Raw genomic sequence first — 20,122 nt, 5'->3', positions numbered from 1 at the left:
AGGATTTAAGTTGGCCTTGTTTAATTTTTGGTTTTGATGTTTATAGTTGTAAATACTTTCAATAATAATTTTCAGGGATTAAATAATTTTTTACATAATCTTCGATTCCGGCTTCTAAGGATGTAAAATAATTTTTGTAACCAGCTGCAATAAGTTTATCCATCTTAGCTTCTGTAAAATATTGGTATTTATCTCTGATATCTTCAGGAATATCGATCCATTGAATATTTAATGGCACCTGCATGGCACTGGCAACACTTGCTGCAAGGGCGTAAAAAGTATTCGCTTTGCCGGTTCCCAGATTATAAATACCGGAATAGGTTTTGCACTTCAATAACCAGGTAATTACGGCTACAATATCCTTTACATATACAAAATCGCGTAACTGTTCGCCATCGTTAAACTCTGGTTTATGCGATTTAAATAGTTTTACTGAACCATGATCTTTAAATTGACTGAAGGCATGAAATATCACCGAAGCCATTCGCGATTTGTGATATTCGTTTGGACCATAAACATTAAAGAATTTTAATCCGTACCAAAATGGTGGAGATGTTTTTTGCTTTAACACCCATAGATCAAATTCATTTTTCGATTCGCCGTATGGATTTAACGGTACAAGTTTATGAATGGAATTATGATCATCACTATACCCATTTTCTCCATTACCAAAGGTGGCTGCGCTTGATGCATAAATTAAAGGGATATTTCTTTCACAACATAAATTCCAAATAGCTTTGGAATAATTTAAATTAAGTTTATCAAATATCTCCTTATCAAATTCTGTAGTATCCGTTCGTGCTCCAATATGTAAAAAATAATCAATTTTCTGATCCAAATTTGATTTTGTCCAGTCAAGAAAATCCTCCCTTTCAATTTTCAGGTCAGCATCTACATTTTCGAGGTTGTGAAGTTTATGCTCTTCTCTGAAATCGTCTATCAGAATCAGCTTGTAAACACCGGTTCTGCTCAATTGAGCCGCCAGGCAACTCCCGATAAAACCAAAAGCGCCTGTGATTGCAATACATTCCCGGGTGTCCTCCACTTCCATTTTCATTCTGTAAATTTGCACAAAACTAAAGTTTTTTTTTATGAGAAGCGGAATCTTATGTATTGCAGCCTGTTTAGTTTTTACTTCGTGTAATAAACATAAATTTGAAAAAATAACCACTTACAACGATAAGGTCGTCAAATTTGTAGAACAAAGTGAACGCACCATGAAGGTATGGAATACCACTAATTTTATGCAGGAATATGAAATTAAAAAACAAAATTCCGTTACTAAATTGCTGGCAATGCAAGATTCATTAAATGCCCTAACTCCATTGGAAAAGGATGACACCTTGCGTTTAGCCGGTTTAGCCATGGTAGATAATTATATGTATGCATTTTCTATTTACGATACAATTTATAATATACTTTCTGATACACTTTATTTAAAAGAAGATTCCATACATGTGCAGGAATTACTCAAATCCAATCAAAACATGTTAAAGCAGCAGGCTGAATCATTCATAAATACACAAAAAAGATTTTCAGAACGCTACGAATTAAATTTTTTGGAATAAACCTTTTAACATTATATTTCTACTATAAAGAAATATTATTGAGCATCTTTTGGCAGGCCCAATTGCTCTCTTAAAATTCTATCTGCATTATTATGTGTTCGCCAATAATCCAATAATAATTCCTTATTTTTAATTGCAGTAGTAGTAAGAACCACACCATCAATGCCAGGATAAGCATCTTCCCAACCCATAATTTTATATGGAAAACTTTTTTCAAATCTTATCAGTAATTTACGCTGCAGGGAAGGCATATCAATAACATATACCATGATTCCATTTTCATCCCGAAGATCCAAATTAGCTTTTACGGCTTCCGTGGGTTTATGTGACAATCTCAAATATTCAGTTCCCGGCAAAATAGAAATTTCTCCCCTAGGTAATTTATCCGGATTGAGTCTTATCAAATTCCACAATTCATCTTCCTGAACACTCGCTGTTAAACTTATTTCTTTATCACCCTCTTGTTCGAAATAACTGCGTTGTTCTATTTCAAATTTATTCTTTTTGTTGTTCATTTGATATGTAGCCATTCCACACCATTCCTGAATTGAACCCGTAATTTTTACTGCGTGGGGATAATTATTAATGTCGACAGGTGAGAAGGCACTCATCATAATAGAATATGGATATATGCCGGTATTAAATTTAATAGACTGATTTAGTTTTAATATAGGCAATTTATCATCCCCGGCTTTTGATGGATCATCCAATTTAACCTGTTTAGATCTGGAGAAATCTTCGGTTACAAAAATATTTACAGCAGTTCCCTCGTGAATTTCGCCATATCTGCTCTGCATTAACTTGTAACTTGTAATTTCTGCTTTGCCCTGATACCAATAGCTATTCCAGTTAGCATCCGGTTTATATTGCTCCGTTAGTTTTTCATTGCCGGTAAGCACTTCTTCTTTGCCGTTACTGCCATTTGCTGATTGCTGACATGCGTAAAAGGAGAAGCTGATCACCATTAAAAACATAACATATATTACTGAATTTTTCATCATTAAAAGTTTACAAGGAAACAAATTTCGCTGCCTATTAGTTCACAAAATTTCACCTATTTAGGCCTGTATATTTTAACATTTACTACATTATTTTCCACGAGCTTGTCCAAGACAATGCTATTGCTGTCGGGCAACTCATATTCATAGGAACCTGGATCAGAAATGAGTGAATATTTTATTTCATATTGGGTATTCTGACGGTTTAACACTCTAAAATCCTTATTCTCAACCAATAATGTGTAACCAAACCTGCTATCCACCAGCGCAACATTTATTGGAAAATTAGCGTAAATAAATTCATTTGAACCAACATTGTTCATCACGTGATCAATGGCCTTTTGTTGTATATCTAAAAAATCAACATAACTCATATTCTCATCATAGTGAAATTTTTGTTGCATATTAAGTGATGAGGTATCTTCAGGCCAAAGTTCCTTGCCATACATACAATAAATTCCCGCAAAAAATATAATTGGCAGAATTAATAATACAAAACGATATTTCTGAATACATTGCATAATAACTGCAGACGAGAGCATCACAAAAGGAACCAATACAAATAACGTATATCGGTTCATGTAAAAATTGATGGAATTAAATGCAAGTCCACCCATAATTAAAGTGATCAGAAAAATTGATATTCTTTGATACACCAATTTTTTAGAGGTGATAAGTAATATAACTAAAATAAAAATAACACCTGTTAATAATATCCTCCCTTGCTCCAAAAACAAAAAGACAAGATAATCTGCACCAAAAGAAAATATTCTGTTCAGGCTGATCTTAATGTTGTCACCGTGTAACGGGAATAAATACCATCCATTCTGTTGTTTCTGGATAAGCAAAAAAATACCGAATACCAAAAACGGAAGTAATACCCATAAATATTTAAAACGAAAAATAATTTTTTCCCTTTTTGATTTGACAACAATATAATAGATCAGCTCCGAAAAAATGATAACCACAGGAATTATTATCGCTGTTTCTTTGATCAATATCGCGAGGGTGGAAAATATTCCGTGTAAAATATATTTTTTCCCCAACCAAAAATATATAGCCCATAACACAAATAAAGCAAGGCTAATTTCAGGTAAGATCAATACTGATTGTGCAAAAAACAGAGGTTGTATAATTAATATCATCACAGCTAAAAGTGCTGTGTATTTTGAAAAATACTTTGATGTAATAAAATACACACTCCATAATAATATCAATGAAATAATAAGCGCAGTAATATGTCCGCCTACAACTCCATCCCCAAAAATATTATAACCTATCGCCTGAATAAATGCAAATAAAAGAGGATGCCCACGTGATAATTCAGGAGGTAGATCTTTTGGCAACAGTCCCAAACCATTATCATGAAGATATAATCCGGCACGGGAATAAACTCCTAATTCATCCCAAAAATAAGGTAAGTGCAATGCCGGAATTTTTAATAGAACAAACAAAAGCAAAATGAAAACAACAAAAAGTTCCGGTAGATTTCTTTTTGTAATCATGGTGGGAATCAGATATTAAAAAGTAAAAAGTTCCGGTCGGACATAAGACACGGGACACAGGACAAAGAATGGGACACAGGACACAAGACACAGGATAAAGGACTTGATCTACTTAACATAGGAGGTAATTTATTTGATTGGAAATTATAGATATCAAGACATACTTTTTATTATCGTCAGCTAAACTGCGACTTCAACCCCTTCACACCAACACCTCCTCATTCATATACTTCCCTATCGCATTATCATACAGTTCTTTAAATGTATTTATTGTTCCAAAATCTTCCCCATCCACAGAAATTTTACCATCTGTAACACGTCCTAAAACATTTACGGGAACACCAAATTCCTTACAAATATTTTCTATCACAAATACTTTTTCACTGGATGTGGAAACTACGACCCTACTTTGACCTTCACCAAATAAATATGCATCTTTTCTTATTGTATGATCTGTCTCCACCTCAAAACCGAGTAGATTTACTATCGCACTTTCCAGTAAAGTAATAAATAAACCACCTTCACTTACATCATGAGCAGAATATATCAATTGATTGCGGATAAGTTCTTTAATTGCCTGCTGCAAACTGTATTCCTCATTTAAATTAAAATAGGGAGCAGGTGAATATTTAATGCCGTGTAGTTCTTTAATATATTCACTACATGCAATATCGTCGGTTGTTTTCCCGATCACTAAAATTACATTTCCGGTATTGATAAAATCGAGGGTCATTTGATTTTTAAAATCCTCAATAACCCCTACCATACCGATTGTAGGAGTTGGATAAACCGGACCTTCCTCACTTTGATTATAAAAAGAAACATTTCCACCTGTAACCGGAGTATCAAATTTTCGACATGCCTCACCCATACCTTTTATTGCATTGGTAAATTGCCAATATACTTCCGGATTATAGGGATTTCCAAAATTGAGACAATTAGTAATTGCGGCAGGTTCTGCTCCGCTTACAACAATATTTCTTGCAGCTTCACTAACTGCTATCATTGTTCCGATATATGGATCAGCATAAACATATCTGGCATTACAATCGGTGGTAACAGCAAGTCCTTTATTTTTTCCAATGATTCGAACTAATGTTGCATCACTTTTTAAATTGGTGGAAGTATTTTTTAATCCCACCATGGAATCGTATTGAACAGTTATCCATCTTTTATTTGCAATATTTGGGTTGGATGTTAATTTTCTTGCTACCGAAATAAAATCTTTAGGAATATTAATTTTGGATGCATCAAATTTTTTGATCTCCTTTATATATTCCGGTTCTTTTGTTTCTCTTTTATAAATCGGAGCACCTCCACCTAAAACCAAACTTTCGGCAGGCACTTCAGCGATCAATTCATCGTGCATATAATATTGCAACATTTCACCTTCAATCACTTCGCCAATTATTTCACAATGCAGATCCCATTTATCAAAAACAGCTTCCACTTCTTTTTCTCTTCCTTTGTGAACAACAACCAACATTCTTTCCTGACTTTCACTCAACAAAATTTCCCAACCCTTCATATTTTTCTGACGTGTAGGAACTTTATCGAGGTTGATCTTCATTCCATGTTTTCCTTTGGCACTCATTTCGGAGGTAGAACAGGTAATTCCTGCCGCACCCATATCCTGCATTCCTACAATAGCTCCTGTTTTTATTGCCTCCAAAGTAGCTTCGAGCAATAATTTCTCCTGAAAAGGATCTCCAACCTGCACGGAAGGCAGATCTTCATGACTTTCATCGTGCAGATCGCCACTTGCGAAACTGGCACCGTGAATTCCGTCCTTTCCGGTGGCACTTCCTACAATATATACCGGATTACCTGCTCCTTCAGAAATAGCGGATACGGTTTCCCCAACCTTCACAATTCCAACGCTCATTGCATTTACGAGGATATTGGTATTGTAACAATCTTCAAAATACACCTCTCCTCCAACAGTTGGCACACCGAAACAATTTCCGTAATCACCAATTCCCTTCACCACACCTTTCACCAAATGCTGCGTTTTTTTATTTTTAATATTTCCAAATCGCAGCGAGTTTAACGAACAAATAGGTCGTGCACCCATGGTAAAAATATCGCGGTGAATTCCGCCCACACCCGTTGCAGCGCCTTGATAAGGTTCAATTGCAGAGGGGTGATTGTGACTTTCAATTTTAAAAGCACATGCCAACCCATCACCAATATCAATCAGTCCCGCATTCTCCTCTCCTGCTTCCACCAACATTTTTTTTCCGCTTCGTGGTAGGGTTTTCAATAGCGTAATGGAGTTCTTATAACTGCAATGTTCACTCCACATAACACTGTAAATGCTGAGTTCGGTGAAATTTGGAGTGCGTCCAAGTATTTCCTTTATTTTTTCAAATTCTTCCGGTAAAATGCCAAGTTGTTTGGCCTGTTCTAATGTTGCGAGTTGTTCCGACATGCTTGTAATTGAGATACAAATGTAAGTTGGAATGGGGAAAAAGCATTCAAGAATGGACAGTTTATTGTGAATAAATTAGTGGTTCGCTAAATAAGAACACTATTTCACATAAGAAACAGGGCATTTAGGGAGAATTTTTATAGCCATTCAACTTTAACGGGTAAATTTGGAGAAGAAAAAATTTATGAACTCCAAAACCAAAAAACTCACAGCATATTCGGCTTCGGCTGTAAGTTTTTTATTGCTGGGAGAAAATGTTGACGGACAAATAATATACTCAAATCCAGACCCTGATCTTCAGTTTTATGGTACATCAGATTATAGTTTGGACTTCAATAATGATAGCATTGCTGACATTAGGTTTGGGATAGAATTTACTACTGATTTCACCTCATCTATATCAACTGCAGGATTTTACGTTTCAAGGATCGAAAGATTTTATATTGATGGTTTTGATGCAGTTGTAAGCAACCCGGTTTTGCCTGAAGATTTTGGAATACTTAATTTAGAATTAGGGGAAATAATTAGTGCTGATAATATCTGGAATACTGCCGATGAATTAAATTTTGGAATTTTTTCAACGAATTTTGGAGAGTTTAGTTATAACTACGCAGAGTGGTTTAATGAAAATAATATTTTAGGAGTGCGATTTCTCATTGATGGAAATTATCATTATGGTTGGGTGCGATTAAGCATTGATAATTATTCCCCGATTCCTAATAGTGGATTGCCATACCTTATAATTCAAGATTATGCTTATGAAGCAACACCATTAACGCCGATAACCATAAATGAAATAAGTGCATCTATTTGTTCAAAAATAAATTTGATAGATAAGGGTGAATTTAATATACCATCAGACCTACAAATATCGTTCAATAAAGCTGCAGATGAAACAAAAGTTAGTGCATACCGTATTTATTTAATTCATGGAGTAGTCCCTGAGGACACTATATTAACAACAGAATATCTTGAATCAATGCCTGCTTCAAGATACTTAGAAATCTCACCAACAGGCGAAGATGTAGTCGTAAACCTACCACTTTCACTACAGGACAATAATGGCGAACCAATTGAATTGAACACAAATTATTTTGCATTGATTTTATCTATAGCTGATGGTATTTCCACCATTGAAAACAATGTAGCTTTACGATCAAATATCGAAAAATTTAAAATAAGATCAGCCGCCTATATAGAAAATGTATATTTAACAGAGCCTTCTGGCAATTGTGGAACTTCCTATTTTGAAGGAAAATTTGAAGCAGAAACAAGGTTATATGAAACAAGTGAATTCAGAGCCTACCTCGTTACAAATGGTGAAACTCCTGAGGAAATACTTTTAAATTTAAACACTAATTTTTATTATTCTATAGAACCTCATGATGAGGTGCTATACAACTTTACATTTTCCGACGATATGAATATTCATATTGGGGGATTAAAGTTGTTTGAAAAATATTTTTTAATGGTGGTCAGTATTCCCGATTCCATATCTACAAGTTACACTTCTACAGCAACTTCATTTAGCGAAGCTGACGAGGGTCCAATTTTGGGATACACAGAATATTATTGTGAAGAAAATGATTTTAAAGTAAATGTTTACGACATTGGCTCCACAAATACAGTTACAGATCTAAATATTCAGTTTGAAAATTATACAGAAGCTGTTGATATTGATGAATATCGGATTATGGTCGTAAAATCCGAGAATTCAGAATCATTTTCTTTCGACCAAACATTAGACCTTCCCGAAAATAAATATTTTGTTATCCCTTTTTATAATGGAAATTACGATATTAGTCTTCTAAATAATCTCACAGATGTTGATGGTGATACAATTATTCCGGATAGAGGTTATAAAGTTTTTGCAAATATTGTTGGCGAAAATGGAAAAATTTCATTATCAAAAGCATCCGAAGAAATTATTATAAACGAACCGGAAATACCTGAACCGATAGATCAAATATTCGTTGCGGCAAACCAACTAAATATCCTTTCAACAAAAGCAGATCTGAACCTCGATTTATACAATATCATGGGTGAAAAGCTGGCAACCTATCAGATTGAGCCAGGAACTAGCCAGATCGATCTAAACCATTTGCCGAAAGGGATATATTTAATCCGATCGCAGAACAAAATAAATTTTCCGGTTTTAAAATTTTACATCGGGCACTCCGGATACTGAAACAAATAAGAACTTAAAATACTCAAAAAACCTATTTCAATCCCCTATCTTTGATATGTGTTACCGAATCTCATCATACCCTTCTGGATATTCCTTTTTCTATTCCTCATTTACAAATGGAAATTTTTTAATGTAATTGGAATAACCAAACAGGTTTTAATCGCTGCATTTCTTTTTAGAGTAATTCTGGGTTGTAGCAATTATTATATCTGGCAAAATGTGATAGGCCATGGTGATAGCTTAAGATATTTTAACGACAGCAAATTATTATATGAAATATTACCGGAACATCCGGGCGATTTTCTGAGATTGGTGTTTGGATATTATAAAACAAGTTTACCGGAGGATTTGCATCATTATATTTCCGCCGGTTCTATTGCACCCTCCGCTCCTGAATACCACATGGTCCGTATAAATGCACTGCTGAATATTTTTTCTTTTGGTGGACCTTATGGCAACATTATAATATTGTCTTTCCTCTATTTTATAGGGTTGGTCACTTTGATGAAATCCCTTGTAAAATTTAATCTTATTACCACATTTACAAAAATTCAACAGGCAATTATTTTCTTTTTACCCTCCCTTGTTTTCTGGAGTAGCGGCCTGCTCAAAGAAGGGCCCACCCTGTTGTTGATTTGTATAATTATTGTGCAGTGTTTGCACCTAGAAAAACAATTTGAATTTAAAAGGATACTGTTGGTATGTTTATCACTATTCTTTTTATTGCTGATAAGAGACTATTTATTAGCTCTTATTATCCCCAATTTATTTATATGGTATTTTGCAAAAAGAACACCCCAAACAGCTTATAGAGTTTTTATTGTTTGCACTGTATCTGCGCTTACTATATTATTCGCAGCAGCCTGGCTTCAGCCACAACTTAATATTGTACTTTGGCTCAAAAGTGAACAGAATTATTTCCTGGTGGCTCCCGATGATCCGGATTATCAATTTAAAGCATTAAATGGGCAGGTATGGGATATGATCACCAAAATTCCTTACGCTTTGAATAATATTTTATTCAGACCGAACATTTTTAATAGCAACGACGTCTTCCGCATCTATCAATCCATCGAATTAATTTTTATATGGATATTTCTTATTTATGCCATTCAAAAAAGAAAACATCCTTTTAAACTCAGTCCCACCTTACTATTTATATTGTATTTCTCTATTGAATTGCTAATCGCTTACGGCATGATCACCTTTGATGCCGATACTCTGTCCAGATACAGGTCCATACCGCTGTTTTTGGTGATTCTGGTCGCAATTATTGCATTGGATGGTCAAAAACCGACAAAAAAGGACATAAAAACCACTTAGAAAATCTAATACCCTTATTTAGGTATTTTGGCTCAAATGCAGCAATATCCGATAAAATAATAGCTGCAGCCTGTATTTTTGCCTTTGTTTAGAATAAATCTAAATAATGAAGCAAGCAATACTCATACCCTTTTTAGTACTTTTTTCAACAATTTCTCTTTTTTCACAGGAGGAGGAGAAAAAAAACCTGTTCGACAATCTGGAGCTTCATTGTTATGGGGAGCTTACCTATAATGTTTTTGATTGGGAAACCTATCCGGATAAACGAAACAATTTTGATCTCAACAGGGTGACTTTCGCTCCGGAATACAAATTCAGTGAAAAATTAAAACTTGAAATGGAGATCGAATTTGAACATGGCGGAACCGGCTCCACTATGGAATTCGACAAATTTGAGGAATTCGGAGAGTTTGAAATGGAGATCGAGAAAGGTGGAGAAGTTTTAATTGAAGAATTAGAAATTTCTTTTCAACCAAAAAAATGGTTGGAAATTAAAGCAGGGAGAATACATGTTCCGTTTGGATATCTTGCTACCACAGATGAACCATTGGATTATATGACAACAACATATAATAATGTGGAAGAAACTTTAATTCCTACAACATGGTACGAATTCGGTTTGGCAGTTAAAACAACTTACAAAAAATTATCTGCAGAATTAGCATTAATTAATGCACTTGACAATTCCGCATTCAGCAGTGCAAACTGGATAAAACGCGGAAATCAAATGCGATTCGAAACAGTGAATGCTGATGCCTTCGCTTTGTCCTCAAGAATAGATTATAAAGTATTTGAAGAATCTACAATTGGTGTTAGTGGTTACTTCGGAAACAGCACACCAAATCGCCCAAAACCGGATATTACGCAGGATGCCTTTGTAAATTTATTTGATGCACATATTCATTTATTACCGGGTGATTTTACTATCAATGCAAATATTTTATATGGTACATTACAAAATGCAGATATTGTTTCTGCGGCGAATAGAAATTTATCCAATAATCTAAATGTAAAAAGAACTCCTGTTGCAAGTGTCGCTTTCGGATATTTTGCGGAAGCTGGGTTTGATATACTTTCCTTATTTAAAGAATCAACTTCAAAACTCGATGTTTTTTGTGGATATTATTATTATGATTCTATGTATGAAACCACCGGTGATGTATTTAATAATCCGCGCTGGGAAAAATCAGAAATAAGAACCGGATTAAATTATGTTTGGAACGATCACATCGCTTTAAAATCGGATATCACTTTGCGAACAATTGGAATTCCTGAAGACAATAAAGAAACAACATTTACAACTGCAATTGCATTTCAATTTTAATTAATATAAAACTCAAAGAAATGAACAAAACAATAATTAAAACATGTTTAGCATTAAGCTTTTCCATATTCCTTCTCAATGGATGTAAAGAAGATGAACCAACCGACATAACCACCTACGATTTTCAACCTATATTAAGTCATATTGCTGAAAATATAATTACGGAAACTTATATTGATCTGCATACCAAAACCAGTGATCTTATTTCGGCAGTCGAATTATTACAATCCACTCCCACAGAAGCAAATTTAGAAGCTGCAAGACAAGCGTGGCGCGACTCCCGTAAGCCATGGGAACAATCGGAAGGATTTTTATATGGTCCTGTTGCAACTAATGGAATTGACCCTTCACTTGATAGCTGGCCGGTTAATGTAGTTGACCTTGATGCAGTTTTAAGCAGTCCGGCAACATTAACAAAAGAATATGTTGACGGATTGGAAGGAACACTTAAAGGATTTCATACATTAGAATATTTATTGTGGGGAACCGACGGAAATAAATCTGTTGCCTCCTTTACCGCAAGAGAATTTGAATATTTAATAGCTACCGCATTATGTTTAGAAAGTGATGCCTTTGAATTGAGAAATAGCTGGGAAGAAACCGGAGAGAATTTTCAAATAAATATTTCGAATGCAGGTGAAGCTTCCAGTATTTATATCAGTCAGAAATCGGCTTTGCAGGAAATTGTTAATGGTATGATAGCAATTGCTGATGAAGTTGGAAATGGAAAAATTAACGATCCATTTACCCAATTGGATATTACCTTAGAAGAAAGCAGATTCAGTGCAAACAGCAAGGAAGATTTTATGGATAATATTCGCAGTATACAAAATGTATATTTGGGAAATTATGTAATGAGCGGAGAGGGAATTTCGGTATATATCGCATCAGTTGATGCGGGATTAGATGAACATATCAAGGCGGAAATTCAATCAGCAATCGATCTTATTGATGCAATTCCCGGAACATTTACAACTGCAATTTTTGAAAATCCTGAAGCAGTAAGTGATGCACAGGAAGCAGTTCGCCATTTGCAGGAAGAATTGGAAAGTGAAGTGAAACCAATAATTGATGCACTTTAATTTTAAAAATTATAATTTAAAATATGGAAACATGATCATTTTTTTAATGGTCATGTTTTCCTGTTTATTATTTATTAATGGTTGTTCCATCGATCCCGAAATAACTACAAATGAATGGTACGATGCAAATGAATATTATGCGGGAGGAAATACTACTTTATTTGAAGCAACTTCCGGAGCATTTTCTACTCCTGCTCCAAATTTAAGTTTGCCCAATCTGGAAAAACATTTTGAAGGCGATCTTACTTTTGAAGCAACTTTTGTAACTGCCCCCGCAACAAATAATGCAGGTTTGGGTCCTATATATAATAATGTGAGTTGTTTGAGCTGCCATATTTTAGATGGAAGAGGTAATAAACCCTCTGTTTTCCGTATAAGCATACCGGGAACAAATCCATTTAATGGACCGAATCCGGTTCCTGGAATGGGTGATCAATTACAGGATAAAGCAATAATCGGAGAGTTAGCTGAAGGGTTAGTGCAAATTTTTTATACAGAAGAATATTATAATTTACCCGATGGAACACCCTACAGTTTAAGAAAACCAAACTATACTATAGAAAATACCTACATACCTCTACCGGCCGAAACAATGTTGTCGGTTCGCGCTGCACCACCTGTTTTTGGTTTGGGATTATTAGAAGCAATTCCCGAAAATGATATCCTAAATTATGCTGATGAATTCGATAATGATGAGGATGGTATCTCAGGCAAGGTAAATTATGTATATGATTTTGCAAGTGGAAACACAACGATCGGGCGTTTTGGCTGGAAAGCAAATCAGCCTCATTTAAATCAACAAACCTCCGGAGCATTTAATGGTGATATGGGAATTACAAGTCCATTATTCACTTCCGAATCTTGTGAAGGTCAATCACAACATGACGGACTCCCGGATGATCCTGAAATTGATATACATTTTATTGATGTAACATCTTTTTACACAAAAACCCTCGCTGTTCCAGCCCCAAGAAATCTCGAGGATGAAAAAGTAATGCTGGGAAAACAACTGTTTTTCGAGATCGGCTGCGAAAATTGTCACAAACAAAAATGGCAGACCGGAATGATCAGTGAAATACCTGAAATTTCAAATCAAACGATATTTCCCTACACCGATATGCTTTTACACGACATGGGGGAAGCACTTGCAGATGGACGTCCCGACTATCTGGCCACAGGCTCCGAATGGAAAACGCGTCCATTATGGGGCATAGGACTCACACAACTGGCGAACGGACATACCTTCTTTTTACACGATGCCCGGGCAAGAAACATGTTCGAAGCCATTATGTGGCATGGCGGAGAAGCCGAAGCATCCAAAAATCAATTCTCCAATTTATCTTCTTCAGAAAGGGATGCCTTGATAACTTTTTTAGAGGCTTTATAAAAAATCTATTGCAAAATGTCTGCATTTTTAATAATTACATATTATATTTTTTTATATATGTAAAATTTTAGGCATTATCAAAGTTTTCAACCATCATTCTAATAAAAAATACAAATATTTTCAGGACTCCTGTCGTTTTTCCACAAAATGACCCTAATTTTGCAATTTCTTAGCAAAAAAGACAAACTATTTTTACAAAAAAAATCAAAAAATGAACTCCAACAGAACTTCTGCAATGGATCAGGTGCTCAACCGAAAGGTAATTGAGGTTAAACTTCCTTCCAACCGTATTTCCGAATATTATGGCTCCAATGTTTTCAGCGATGAAATTATGCGCAAACATTTGAGTGAGGAAGCTTATTACAGTGTAAAAACTTCTATCCACATGGGTCAGAAGATCGATCGCAAAATTGCAGATCAGGTGGCGGCAAGTATGAAAGCATGGGCTATGAGCAAAGGTGCAACACATTATACCCATTGGTTTCAGCCATTAACGGGAGCGACGGCAGAAAAACATGATAGTTTTTTCACTCCTTCAGGTCCCGCAGTTGGAATGGAAACTTTTAGCGGTGGAGCATTAGTTCAACAAGAACCGGATGCGTCCAGCTTTCCAAGCGGAGGAATAAGAAGTACCTTCGAAGCGAGAGGATATACTGCGTGGGATCCCTCCTCTCCTGCTTTTATTATGGAATTGGGTAGTGGTAAAACTTTATGTATTCCAACCATTTTTGTTTCCTATACCGGTGAGGCATTGGATTATAAAGCGCCGCTATTAAAATCCTTACATTTATTAGATCAGGCAGCGGTTCCTGTTTGTCAATATTTCGATAAAAACGTGGAAAGAGTTTCTGCAACTCTTGGTTGGGAGCAGGAATATTTTGTGGTGGATGAAGCATTATTTATTAATCGCCCCGACCTCAGCATTTGCGGAAGAACATTGGTTGGACATTATCCCGCAAAAGGTCAGCAATTGGAAGATCATTATTTCGGAACAATTCCCGAACGCGTTTTCAATTTCATGATAGATTTTGAAATGGAAAGTCATAAACTTGGAATTCCTTTAAGAACCCGTCATAATGAAGTGGCACCCGGACAATTTGAATGTGCTCCGATGTTTGAGGAAGCGAGTATTGCAGTTGACCATAATTGTTTGTTGATGGATGTGATGGAAAAAGTTGCAAAACATCACAAATTGCGTGTTTTATTTCACGAAAAACCATTTGCGGGAGTTAACGGTTCAGGTAAACATAATAACTGGAGCATGGGAACAGATACCGGAAAAAACTTATTGAGTCCCGGAAAAACTCCAAGAACCAATTTACAATTTCTCACTTTCTTTATTAATACCATAAAAGCTGTTCACGATCAGGCCGATCTTTTAAGAGCAAGTATTGCAAGTGCAAATAACGATCATCGTTTGGGAGCAAATGAAGCACCTCCTGCAATTATTTCTGCATTTATAGGTACTGCACTTCGTTCTGTATTAGACGAAATTGAAAACAGAGTGGATCAAAATACATTCGACGATTCTGATAAAACTGAATTACGTTTGGATATTCACAATAAAATTCCGGATCTGATGTTGGATAATACCGACAGGAATAGAACCAGTCCTTTTGCATTTACCGGAAATAAATTTGAATTCCGTGCTGTTGGTTCCAGTGCAAACTGCAGTAAGGCTATGACCACACTAAATACCATTGTCGCAGCTCAGCTCATTGCGTTCCGCGAAGAAATTGACGGGTTAATAAAAGGGGGTGAAAATAAGGACAGCGCAATTTTACGTGTTTTGAGAAGATATATTTCCGAAAGTAAAAATATTTTATTTGAAGGAGATAATTACAGCGATGAATGGGCAAAAGAAGCAACAGAAAATCGCGGATTAAACAATGTAAAAACCACTCCTGAGGCTATCGATTTCTACGGCACTGAAAATGCGAAAAATATCTTTGTTAAAAATAAAATTTTAACGGAACGAGAATTGCATGCTCGTCAAGAAATTGAATTTGAAGAATATGCAAAAAAGATACAAATAGAAGCGCGTATCTATGGTGAACTTGTATATAATTACGTATTACCTGCAGCAGTAGATTATCAAAATAATTTATTGGATAATGTAATGAAATTAAAAGCGGTGGGATTAAATGAAGATCACTACAAAGAACAAATAGATCTTGCAACAACTATCACCTTACATTTAAATCATTTGCGTTCAGCATTAGAGCGTATGGTAGAACAAAGAAAACGTGCAAACCGCATAGACGATGCCCGCGAAAAAGCATATGCCTATTGCAACGATGTAAAAACCCTCTTCGATGAGATCCGCGAACACGCAGATATGTTGGAACGTTATTTACCGGATAACAAATGGCCGCTGGCGAAGTATAGGGAGTTGTTGTTTGTGAAATAGGAAATAGGAAGTAGGAAGTAGGAAGTAAGAAATAGGACATAGGAAATAGGGGAGCTTCACTGGTTAGTGAGGCTCTCACTTTTTTAGTGAGGGTCTCACCAATAAAAAAAGATTCGAAGGGAGAAGATTCGAAGAATTGAAGGTGAAGGGTCTAAGGAAATAAAGGAAGGAAGGGTTGGTAAAGGTTGAAAAAGGAACCCTGATTAATTTTATTGAGGATTTCACTTTTTTAATCAGGGTCTTATTTAAATCCACAGAAATACAAATAAAAATTATATTGATGTTATTATTAATAACGCAATGGCAATTCCAAAAATTAGTGCTGAAAATTGCTCCAACCGGTCAATTTTATAAATTTCCCGCAAATCCTTTTTACATAAGTACCATGAACTAAAACAAAAAATAAAAATGAGAATACAAAATGGCAAAATAAATTCAAATGCTATAGAAAATGAAAATATATTATCAGTTTCATTTTCTACTACCAGATTAAAAAGCTCAGAAACAAAATAGAATAATAAACCACTTGCACAAAATGAAAAGAAAATTGTCATTAATATCCAACCACTTTTCCTTCTTTTCCAGAATAGGAAAATAATAATTGGAAACATTATGAGTTGAGGCAATGAGGTTAACAGGTCCATTTTAAGGTCCTCATTATAATAGCTGAGATTAATCCGTAATAATTTTATTTCAGAAATAAAGTAAATTAAATAAATGATCAGTAATAAGGTTGTTATGCGATCTGTTTTATTTAAGGTAGGCCGGGGATTACTCATTACCGGAATAAATTTTTCAAAAACTGATTCGCCGGTATATTTTAATTTCTCCTCAATACTCATTAATCGTTTTCGTTTTTCTTCTTTAGCATTTAATTTCAGGAATAACTCCGATTTAGCTACTTCTTTTTGCTCATCCGTAAGTTGTCGGTTTTCAAATTCTAATTTTGCTGCTTCGAGGGCTAAATCTTGATAATCTTTCGGATTAGAAATAATATCCAATAGATCAGAATTGTTTAGTTTTTTGTAACGTTCTGAAAAAGGATTTAGGGACATTAAAAAAAATTGAGGGTTTATAGAAATCATCAAATTGAAATGCTAAGATAATTAATTATACCTCAATCAGAATTCAATCAAATATCTAATCCTTAAGTGCCACAATATTAGTTAGAGCCGGACTGTTTTATTTCAGTAAGGGTCTTACTTCTCGTAGGGCACTTAAGATATCACCCTAATAACCCCCGGCTTTAGCCGGCGGGATAGTAGGCGTACACCATATCGGGCTTAGCCCAAACTGAGGATTAAACATGTTGGAATTTAATTGCAATGGAATCTGAATCGTAAAATCACAATCTGAATCTTATACTTCTCCCATTGAAAATCACCGTTTGGGCTAAAGCCCGGAACTTTTAACATCATATATCCACGGGTTAAAACCCGCGGCTATTATCCTCGAAATTCTAACTATTGAAATAAATAACAAATTAAAAAAATTAGGAGATTAATTACAATTAATGCTTTCAATATAAAAAATGAATCCTCAATTTAGATTTTAAAATCTCATATAATTTGCCAATAACCCCCGGCTTTAGCCGGCGGGATAATAGGCGCACACAATACCGGGCTTTAGCCCAAACTGAGGATTAAACATGTTGGAATTTAATTCCAATGGAATCTGAATCATAAAATCACAATCTGAATCTTATACTTCTCCCATTGAAAATCACCGTTTGGGCTAAAGACCGGGAATTTTAACATCATATATCCACGGGTTAAAACCCGCGGCTATTATACTCGAAATTCTAACTATTGAAATAAATAACAAATTACAAAAATTAGGAGATTATTTACAATTAATTCTTTCAATATAAAAAATGAATCCTCAATTTAGATTATAAAATCCCATATGATCTACCAATAACCCCCGGCTTCAGCCGGTGGGATAATGCTCGTACACCATGTCGGGCTTTAGCCCAAACCGAGGATTAAACAAGCAGGGATATAATTTCAATGAAATCTGCATTCTAAGAGTTCATAACCACAAAATTTTGTAAAAATCACAACTTACTCAACTCCTTTTTTAACTCGGCAATCGAATATTCTTTAAATTCCGGTTTAATTACCAAATCGGGTGCAATTGTAACTTTTTGTAAGCTTAGGAAGGGCTTTTTATCCTCATATTTTAAGGCAACAACATAACACTTACTTTCTTTTTTAACATTGGCAAATCCATAAGTTTCAAAGGTGTTATTATTAGTTGCCATCATACTTTTAAATTCCGTAAACACTAAACTTATATTTATATTATCAGCAGGTTTCTGTTCAACAATAATATTAGTTCTTTTATTTTCAGGAAGCTCTAAAAAACGATCGCAATTCATCCAACCCAGATCAGTAGTTTTGGTGATATAATAGCTCCAATCGCTTGCAGCTATGTTTTCTCTCCCAATTTTTGATTCAAAATTTTTATTTTCCCGCTCTTCCATTAATTTGCACAATTGGTAATAACTCCTCACTCCATAAACGGCACAAATACTATCTTTATATTTGTTAAAAGCTACATAATCAACCTTTCCTACATCCACTTTTGTGGAATTAACTCTTGAATCCATTCCAATTAAATTTTTGATCTGACAGAAAAATAAAGGACAGCGTTCAATATATTTTTTGTTATAAAAATGATATCTGTTTAACAGTTCCTCAACCTTAAAATCTGCAAATGGAGCAAGTTCATTTTGTGAAACCACCCAATTAATATTTCCTGATTCCGTCTTAACTCCACTAAATAATTGCATCTCCTCTTTAAGTTCAGCAGTTGGAAACATGATAGTTAAGGGTTTATCTTCCTTTACTGTTAATATTCTGTTGCACAATTGTGCATTCAAAAATATCATGCCATCCGATTCCAGTTGTTTTGAATTCGACATTGTAGATAGGTTATTTAAATACATTGAAAGAGGATCATAAGCCTCCAATAATACAATATCAACCTTTTCGCCAGCACAACTTTTTGGTATATAAAATGCATCTGCATCAATACTGATAATAGTTCCGGATTCTCCAATAAGAATCGTATCCTTCGTCGGATCAATTTTAAATTTTTGAGTGGGTGTACGCAGTTGATCAAATAATTCAGAAATATTATCTTTAGATTTAATTTCCTTATAGGTAATAAATACATCCACACATCGCTGCGAATAATGAAGATCTTTTTTAGTATCACCTTCCTTTAATTCGCCAAACCAATGCATGGTGACATTATCTTTTAACGCTACAGGAATATTTGATTCCATTACAGAAAAAACAACATCACATCTTTTTTTCGATAAGGTTTTATTGTAATTCACAGAAGCAGAAGTATCGGCAAATCCATAAATTTCTATGGAGGATATTTCAATATCATCCTTCTTTAAAAAATTTACCAATTCTGTTATGACGACTTTATCACTTTCATCCAAAACGGATTCGTCGTTTTCGAAATAAATGGTCCTGTTAAATTGTTGGGCTGTCGCAGAAACGTATACAAAAGCAAGAGCGAGAAGTAAATGGATTTTCATGCTCGAATTTGGTATTGAACGTTTTGATGATTCAAATTATTGTTTGAATCATGCAAGCTTCGAGTGATGGGTTAACTTCAATGAGTAATGAGTAATGAGTGATGAGTTGGTAAACGTTGGAAGCATAATTCATGACTTCAAGGAAGCAATGAGTTACATGGTGCCATAAAAGTTCAATGTGATGTCGGGGTAAACTCCTTACTCATAACTCATTACTCATTCTCTGCGTCCTCTGCACCTCTGCCAACTCTGCGGGAAACAAACCCTATAATCACTTCCTCTCAGCAGTCCCGGCTTGAAACAATAAAAAAAGCGGCATTAATTACAACGCCGCTTTCTCCACACATTTA

At 35.0% G+C, this 20,122-nt stretch carries 13 protein-coding genes; 7 read left to right on the top strand and 6 right to left on the bottom strand.

Going from position 1 to position 20,122, the window contains the following annotated elements; genetic code table 11:
* Window positions 1-58: 58 nt before the first annotated feature.
* Window positions 59-1,051, bottom strand: a complete 993-nt coding sequence (gene rfaD, locus IPI31_07730; GenBank protein MBK7567707.1) for an ADP-glyceromanno-heptose 6-epimerase — start codon at window positions 1,049-1,051, stop codon at window positions 59-61.
* Window positions 1,052-1,091: 40 nt separating this feature from the next.
* Between rfaD and IPI31_07725 the strand changes: the two genes are divergently transcribed.
* Entirely contained in the window at window positions 1,092-1,568 is a 477-nt protein-coding gene (locus IPI31_07725) for a hypothetical protein (protein MBK7567706.1), read from the top strand.
* A 35-nt stretch (window positions 1,569-1,603) separates the two neighbouring features.
* Here the strand turns inward: IPI31_07725 and IPI31_07720 are convergent, their stop codons facing one another.
* The 3 genes from IPI31_07720 to purL form a co-directional block, all read right to left on the bottom strand.
* Window positions 1,604-2,566, bottom strand: a complete 963-nt coding sequence (locus IPI31_07720; GenBank protein MBK7567705.1) for a hypothetical protein — start codon at window positions 2,564-2,566, stop codon at window positions 1,604-1,606.
* A gap of 56 nt (window positions 2,567-2,622) precedes the next feature.
* Window positions 2,623-3,993, bottom strand: a complete 1,371-nt coding sequence (locus IPI31_07715; protein MBK7567704.1) for a glycosyltransferase family 39 protein — start codon at window positions 3,991-3,993, stop codon at window positions 2,623-2,625.
* Between the two features lie 280 nt (window positions 3,994-4,273).
* Entirely contained in the window at window positions 4,274-6,502 is a 2,229-nt protein-coding gene (gene purL / locus IPI31_07710; protein ID MBK7567703.1) for a phosphoribosylformylglycinamidine synthase subunit PurL, read from the bottom strand.
* A gap of 184 nt (window positions 6,503-6,686) precedes the next feature.
* Between purL and IPI31_07705 the strand changes: the two genes are divergently transcribed.
* From IPI31_07705 to IPI31_07680, 6 genes are all read left to right on the top strand, one after another.
* Complete coding sequence (locus tag IPI31_07705) at window positions 6,687-8,690, top strand: T9SS type A sorting domain-containing protein (protein ID MBK7567702.1); 2,004 nt, start codon at window positions 6,687-6,689, stop codon at window positions 8,688-8,690.
* 57 nt (window positions 8,691-8,747) lie between these two features.
* Window positions 8,748-10,013: a hypothetical protein gene (locus IPI31_07700; protein MBK7567701.1), complete on the top strand. Its 1,266-nt coding sequence runs from the start codon at window positions 8,748-8,750 to the stop codon at window positions 10,011-10,013.
* Between the two features lie 106 nt (window positions 10,014-10,119).
* Window positions 10,120-11,337: an autotransporter outer membrane beta-barrel domain-containing protein gene (locus tag IPI31_07695; protein ID MBK7567700.1), complete on the top strand. Its 1,218-nt coding sequence runs from the start codon at window positions 10,120-10,122 to the stop codon at window positions 11,335-11,337.
* 20 nt (window positions 11,338-11,357) lie between these two features.
* Window positions 11,358-12,419, top strand: a complete 1,062-nt coding sequence (locus IPI31_07690; GenBank protein MBK7567699.1) for an imelysin — start codon at window positions 11,358-11,360, stop codon at window positions 12,417-12,419.
* Window positions 12,409-13,806: a thiol oxidoreductase gene (locus IPI31_07685; GenBank protein MBK7567698.1), complete on the top strand. Its 1,398-nt coding sequence runs from the start codon at window positions 12,409-12,411 to the stop codon at window positions 13,804-13,806. Before IPI31_07690 ends, IPI31_07685 begins: the two co-directional genes overlap by 11 nt.
* 211 nt (window positions 13,807-14,017) lie before the next feature.
* Complete coding sequence (locus IPI31_07680) at window positions 14,018-16,216, top strand: glutamine synthetase III (GenBank protein ID MBK7567697.1); 2,199 nt, start codon at window positions 14,018-14,020, stop codon at window positions 16,214-16,216.
* Window positions 16,217-16,488: 272 nt separating this feature from the next.
* Here the strand turns inward: IPI31_07680 and IPI31_07675 are convergent, their stop codons facing one another.
* Complete coding sequence (locus tag IPI31_07675; protein ID MBK7567696.1) at window positions 16,489-17,271, bottom strand: hypothetical protein; 783 nt, start codon at window positions 17,269-17,271, stop codon at window positions 16,489-16,491.
* 1,001 nt (window positions 17,272-18,272) lie between these two features.
* Window positions 18,273-19,772, bottom strand: a complete 1,500-nt coding sequence (locus IPI31_07670) for an OmpA family protein (protein MBK7567695.1) — start codon at window positions 19,770-19,772, stop codon at window positions 18,273-18,275.
* Window positions 19,773-20,122: the final 350 nt, after the last annotated feature.

Source organism: Bacteroidota bacterium, assembly GCA_016706865.1.
GTDB lineage: Bacteria > Bacteroidota > Bacteroidia > Chitinophagales > BACL12 > UBA7236.
The sequence above is the reverse complement of the archived record's forward strand: the minus strand, read 5'-3'. Positions and strand labels throughout refer to the sequence as shown.

Excerpts from the sequence above, each read along its gene's own strand:
- IPI31_07705 (MBK7567702.1), top strand. The coding sequence starts at position 6,687 with ATGAACTCCAAAACCAAAAAACTCACAGCATATTCGGCTTCGGCTGTA.
- IPI31_07720 (MBK7567705.1), bottom strand. The coding sequence starts at position 2,566 with ATGAAAAATTCAGTAATATATGTTATGTTTTTAATGGTGATCAGCTTC.
- IPI31_07695 (MBK7567700.1), top strand. The coding sequence starts at position 10,120 with ATGAAGCAAGCAATACTCATACCCTTTTTAGTACTTTTTTCAACAATT.
- IPI31_07725 (MBK7567706.1), top strand. The coding sequence starts at position 1,092 with ATGAGAAGCGGAATCTTATGTATTGCAGCCTGTTTAGTTTTTACTTCG.
- IPI31_07685 (MBK7567698.1), top strand. The coding sequence starts at position 12,409 with ATGCACTTTAATTTTAAAAATTATAATTTAAAATATGGAAACATGATC.
- purL (MBK7567703.1), bottom strand. The coding sequence starts at position 6,502 with ATGTCGGAACAACTCGCAACATTAGAACAGGCCAAACAACTTGGCATT.
- rfaD (MBK7567707.1), bottom strand. The coding sequence starts at position 1,051 with ATGGAAGTGGAGGACACCCGGGAATGTATTGCAATCACAGGCGCTTTT.
- IPI31_07675 (MBK7567696.1), bottom strand. The coding sequence starts at position 17,271 with ATGTCCCTAAATCCTTTTTCAGAACGTTACAAAAAACTAAACAATTCT.
- IPI31_07670 (MBK7567695.1), bottom strand. The coding sequence starts at position 19,772 with ATGAAAATCCATTTACTTCTCGCTCTTGCTTTTGTATACGTTTCTGCG.
- IPI31_07690 (MBK7567699.1), top strand. The coding sequence starts at position 11,358 with ATGAACAAAACAATAATTAAAACATGTTTAGCATTAAGCTTTTCCATA.
- IPI31_07680 (MBK7567697.1), top strand. The coding sequence starts at position 14,018 with ATGAACTCCAACAGAACTTCTGCAATGGATCAGGTGCTCAACCGAAAG.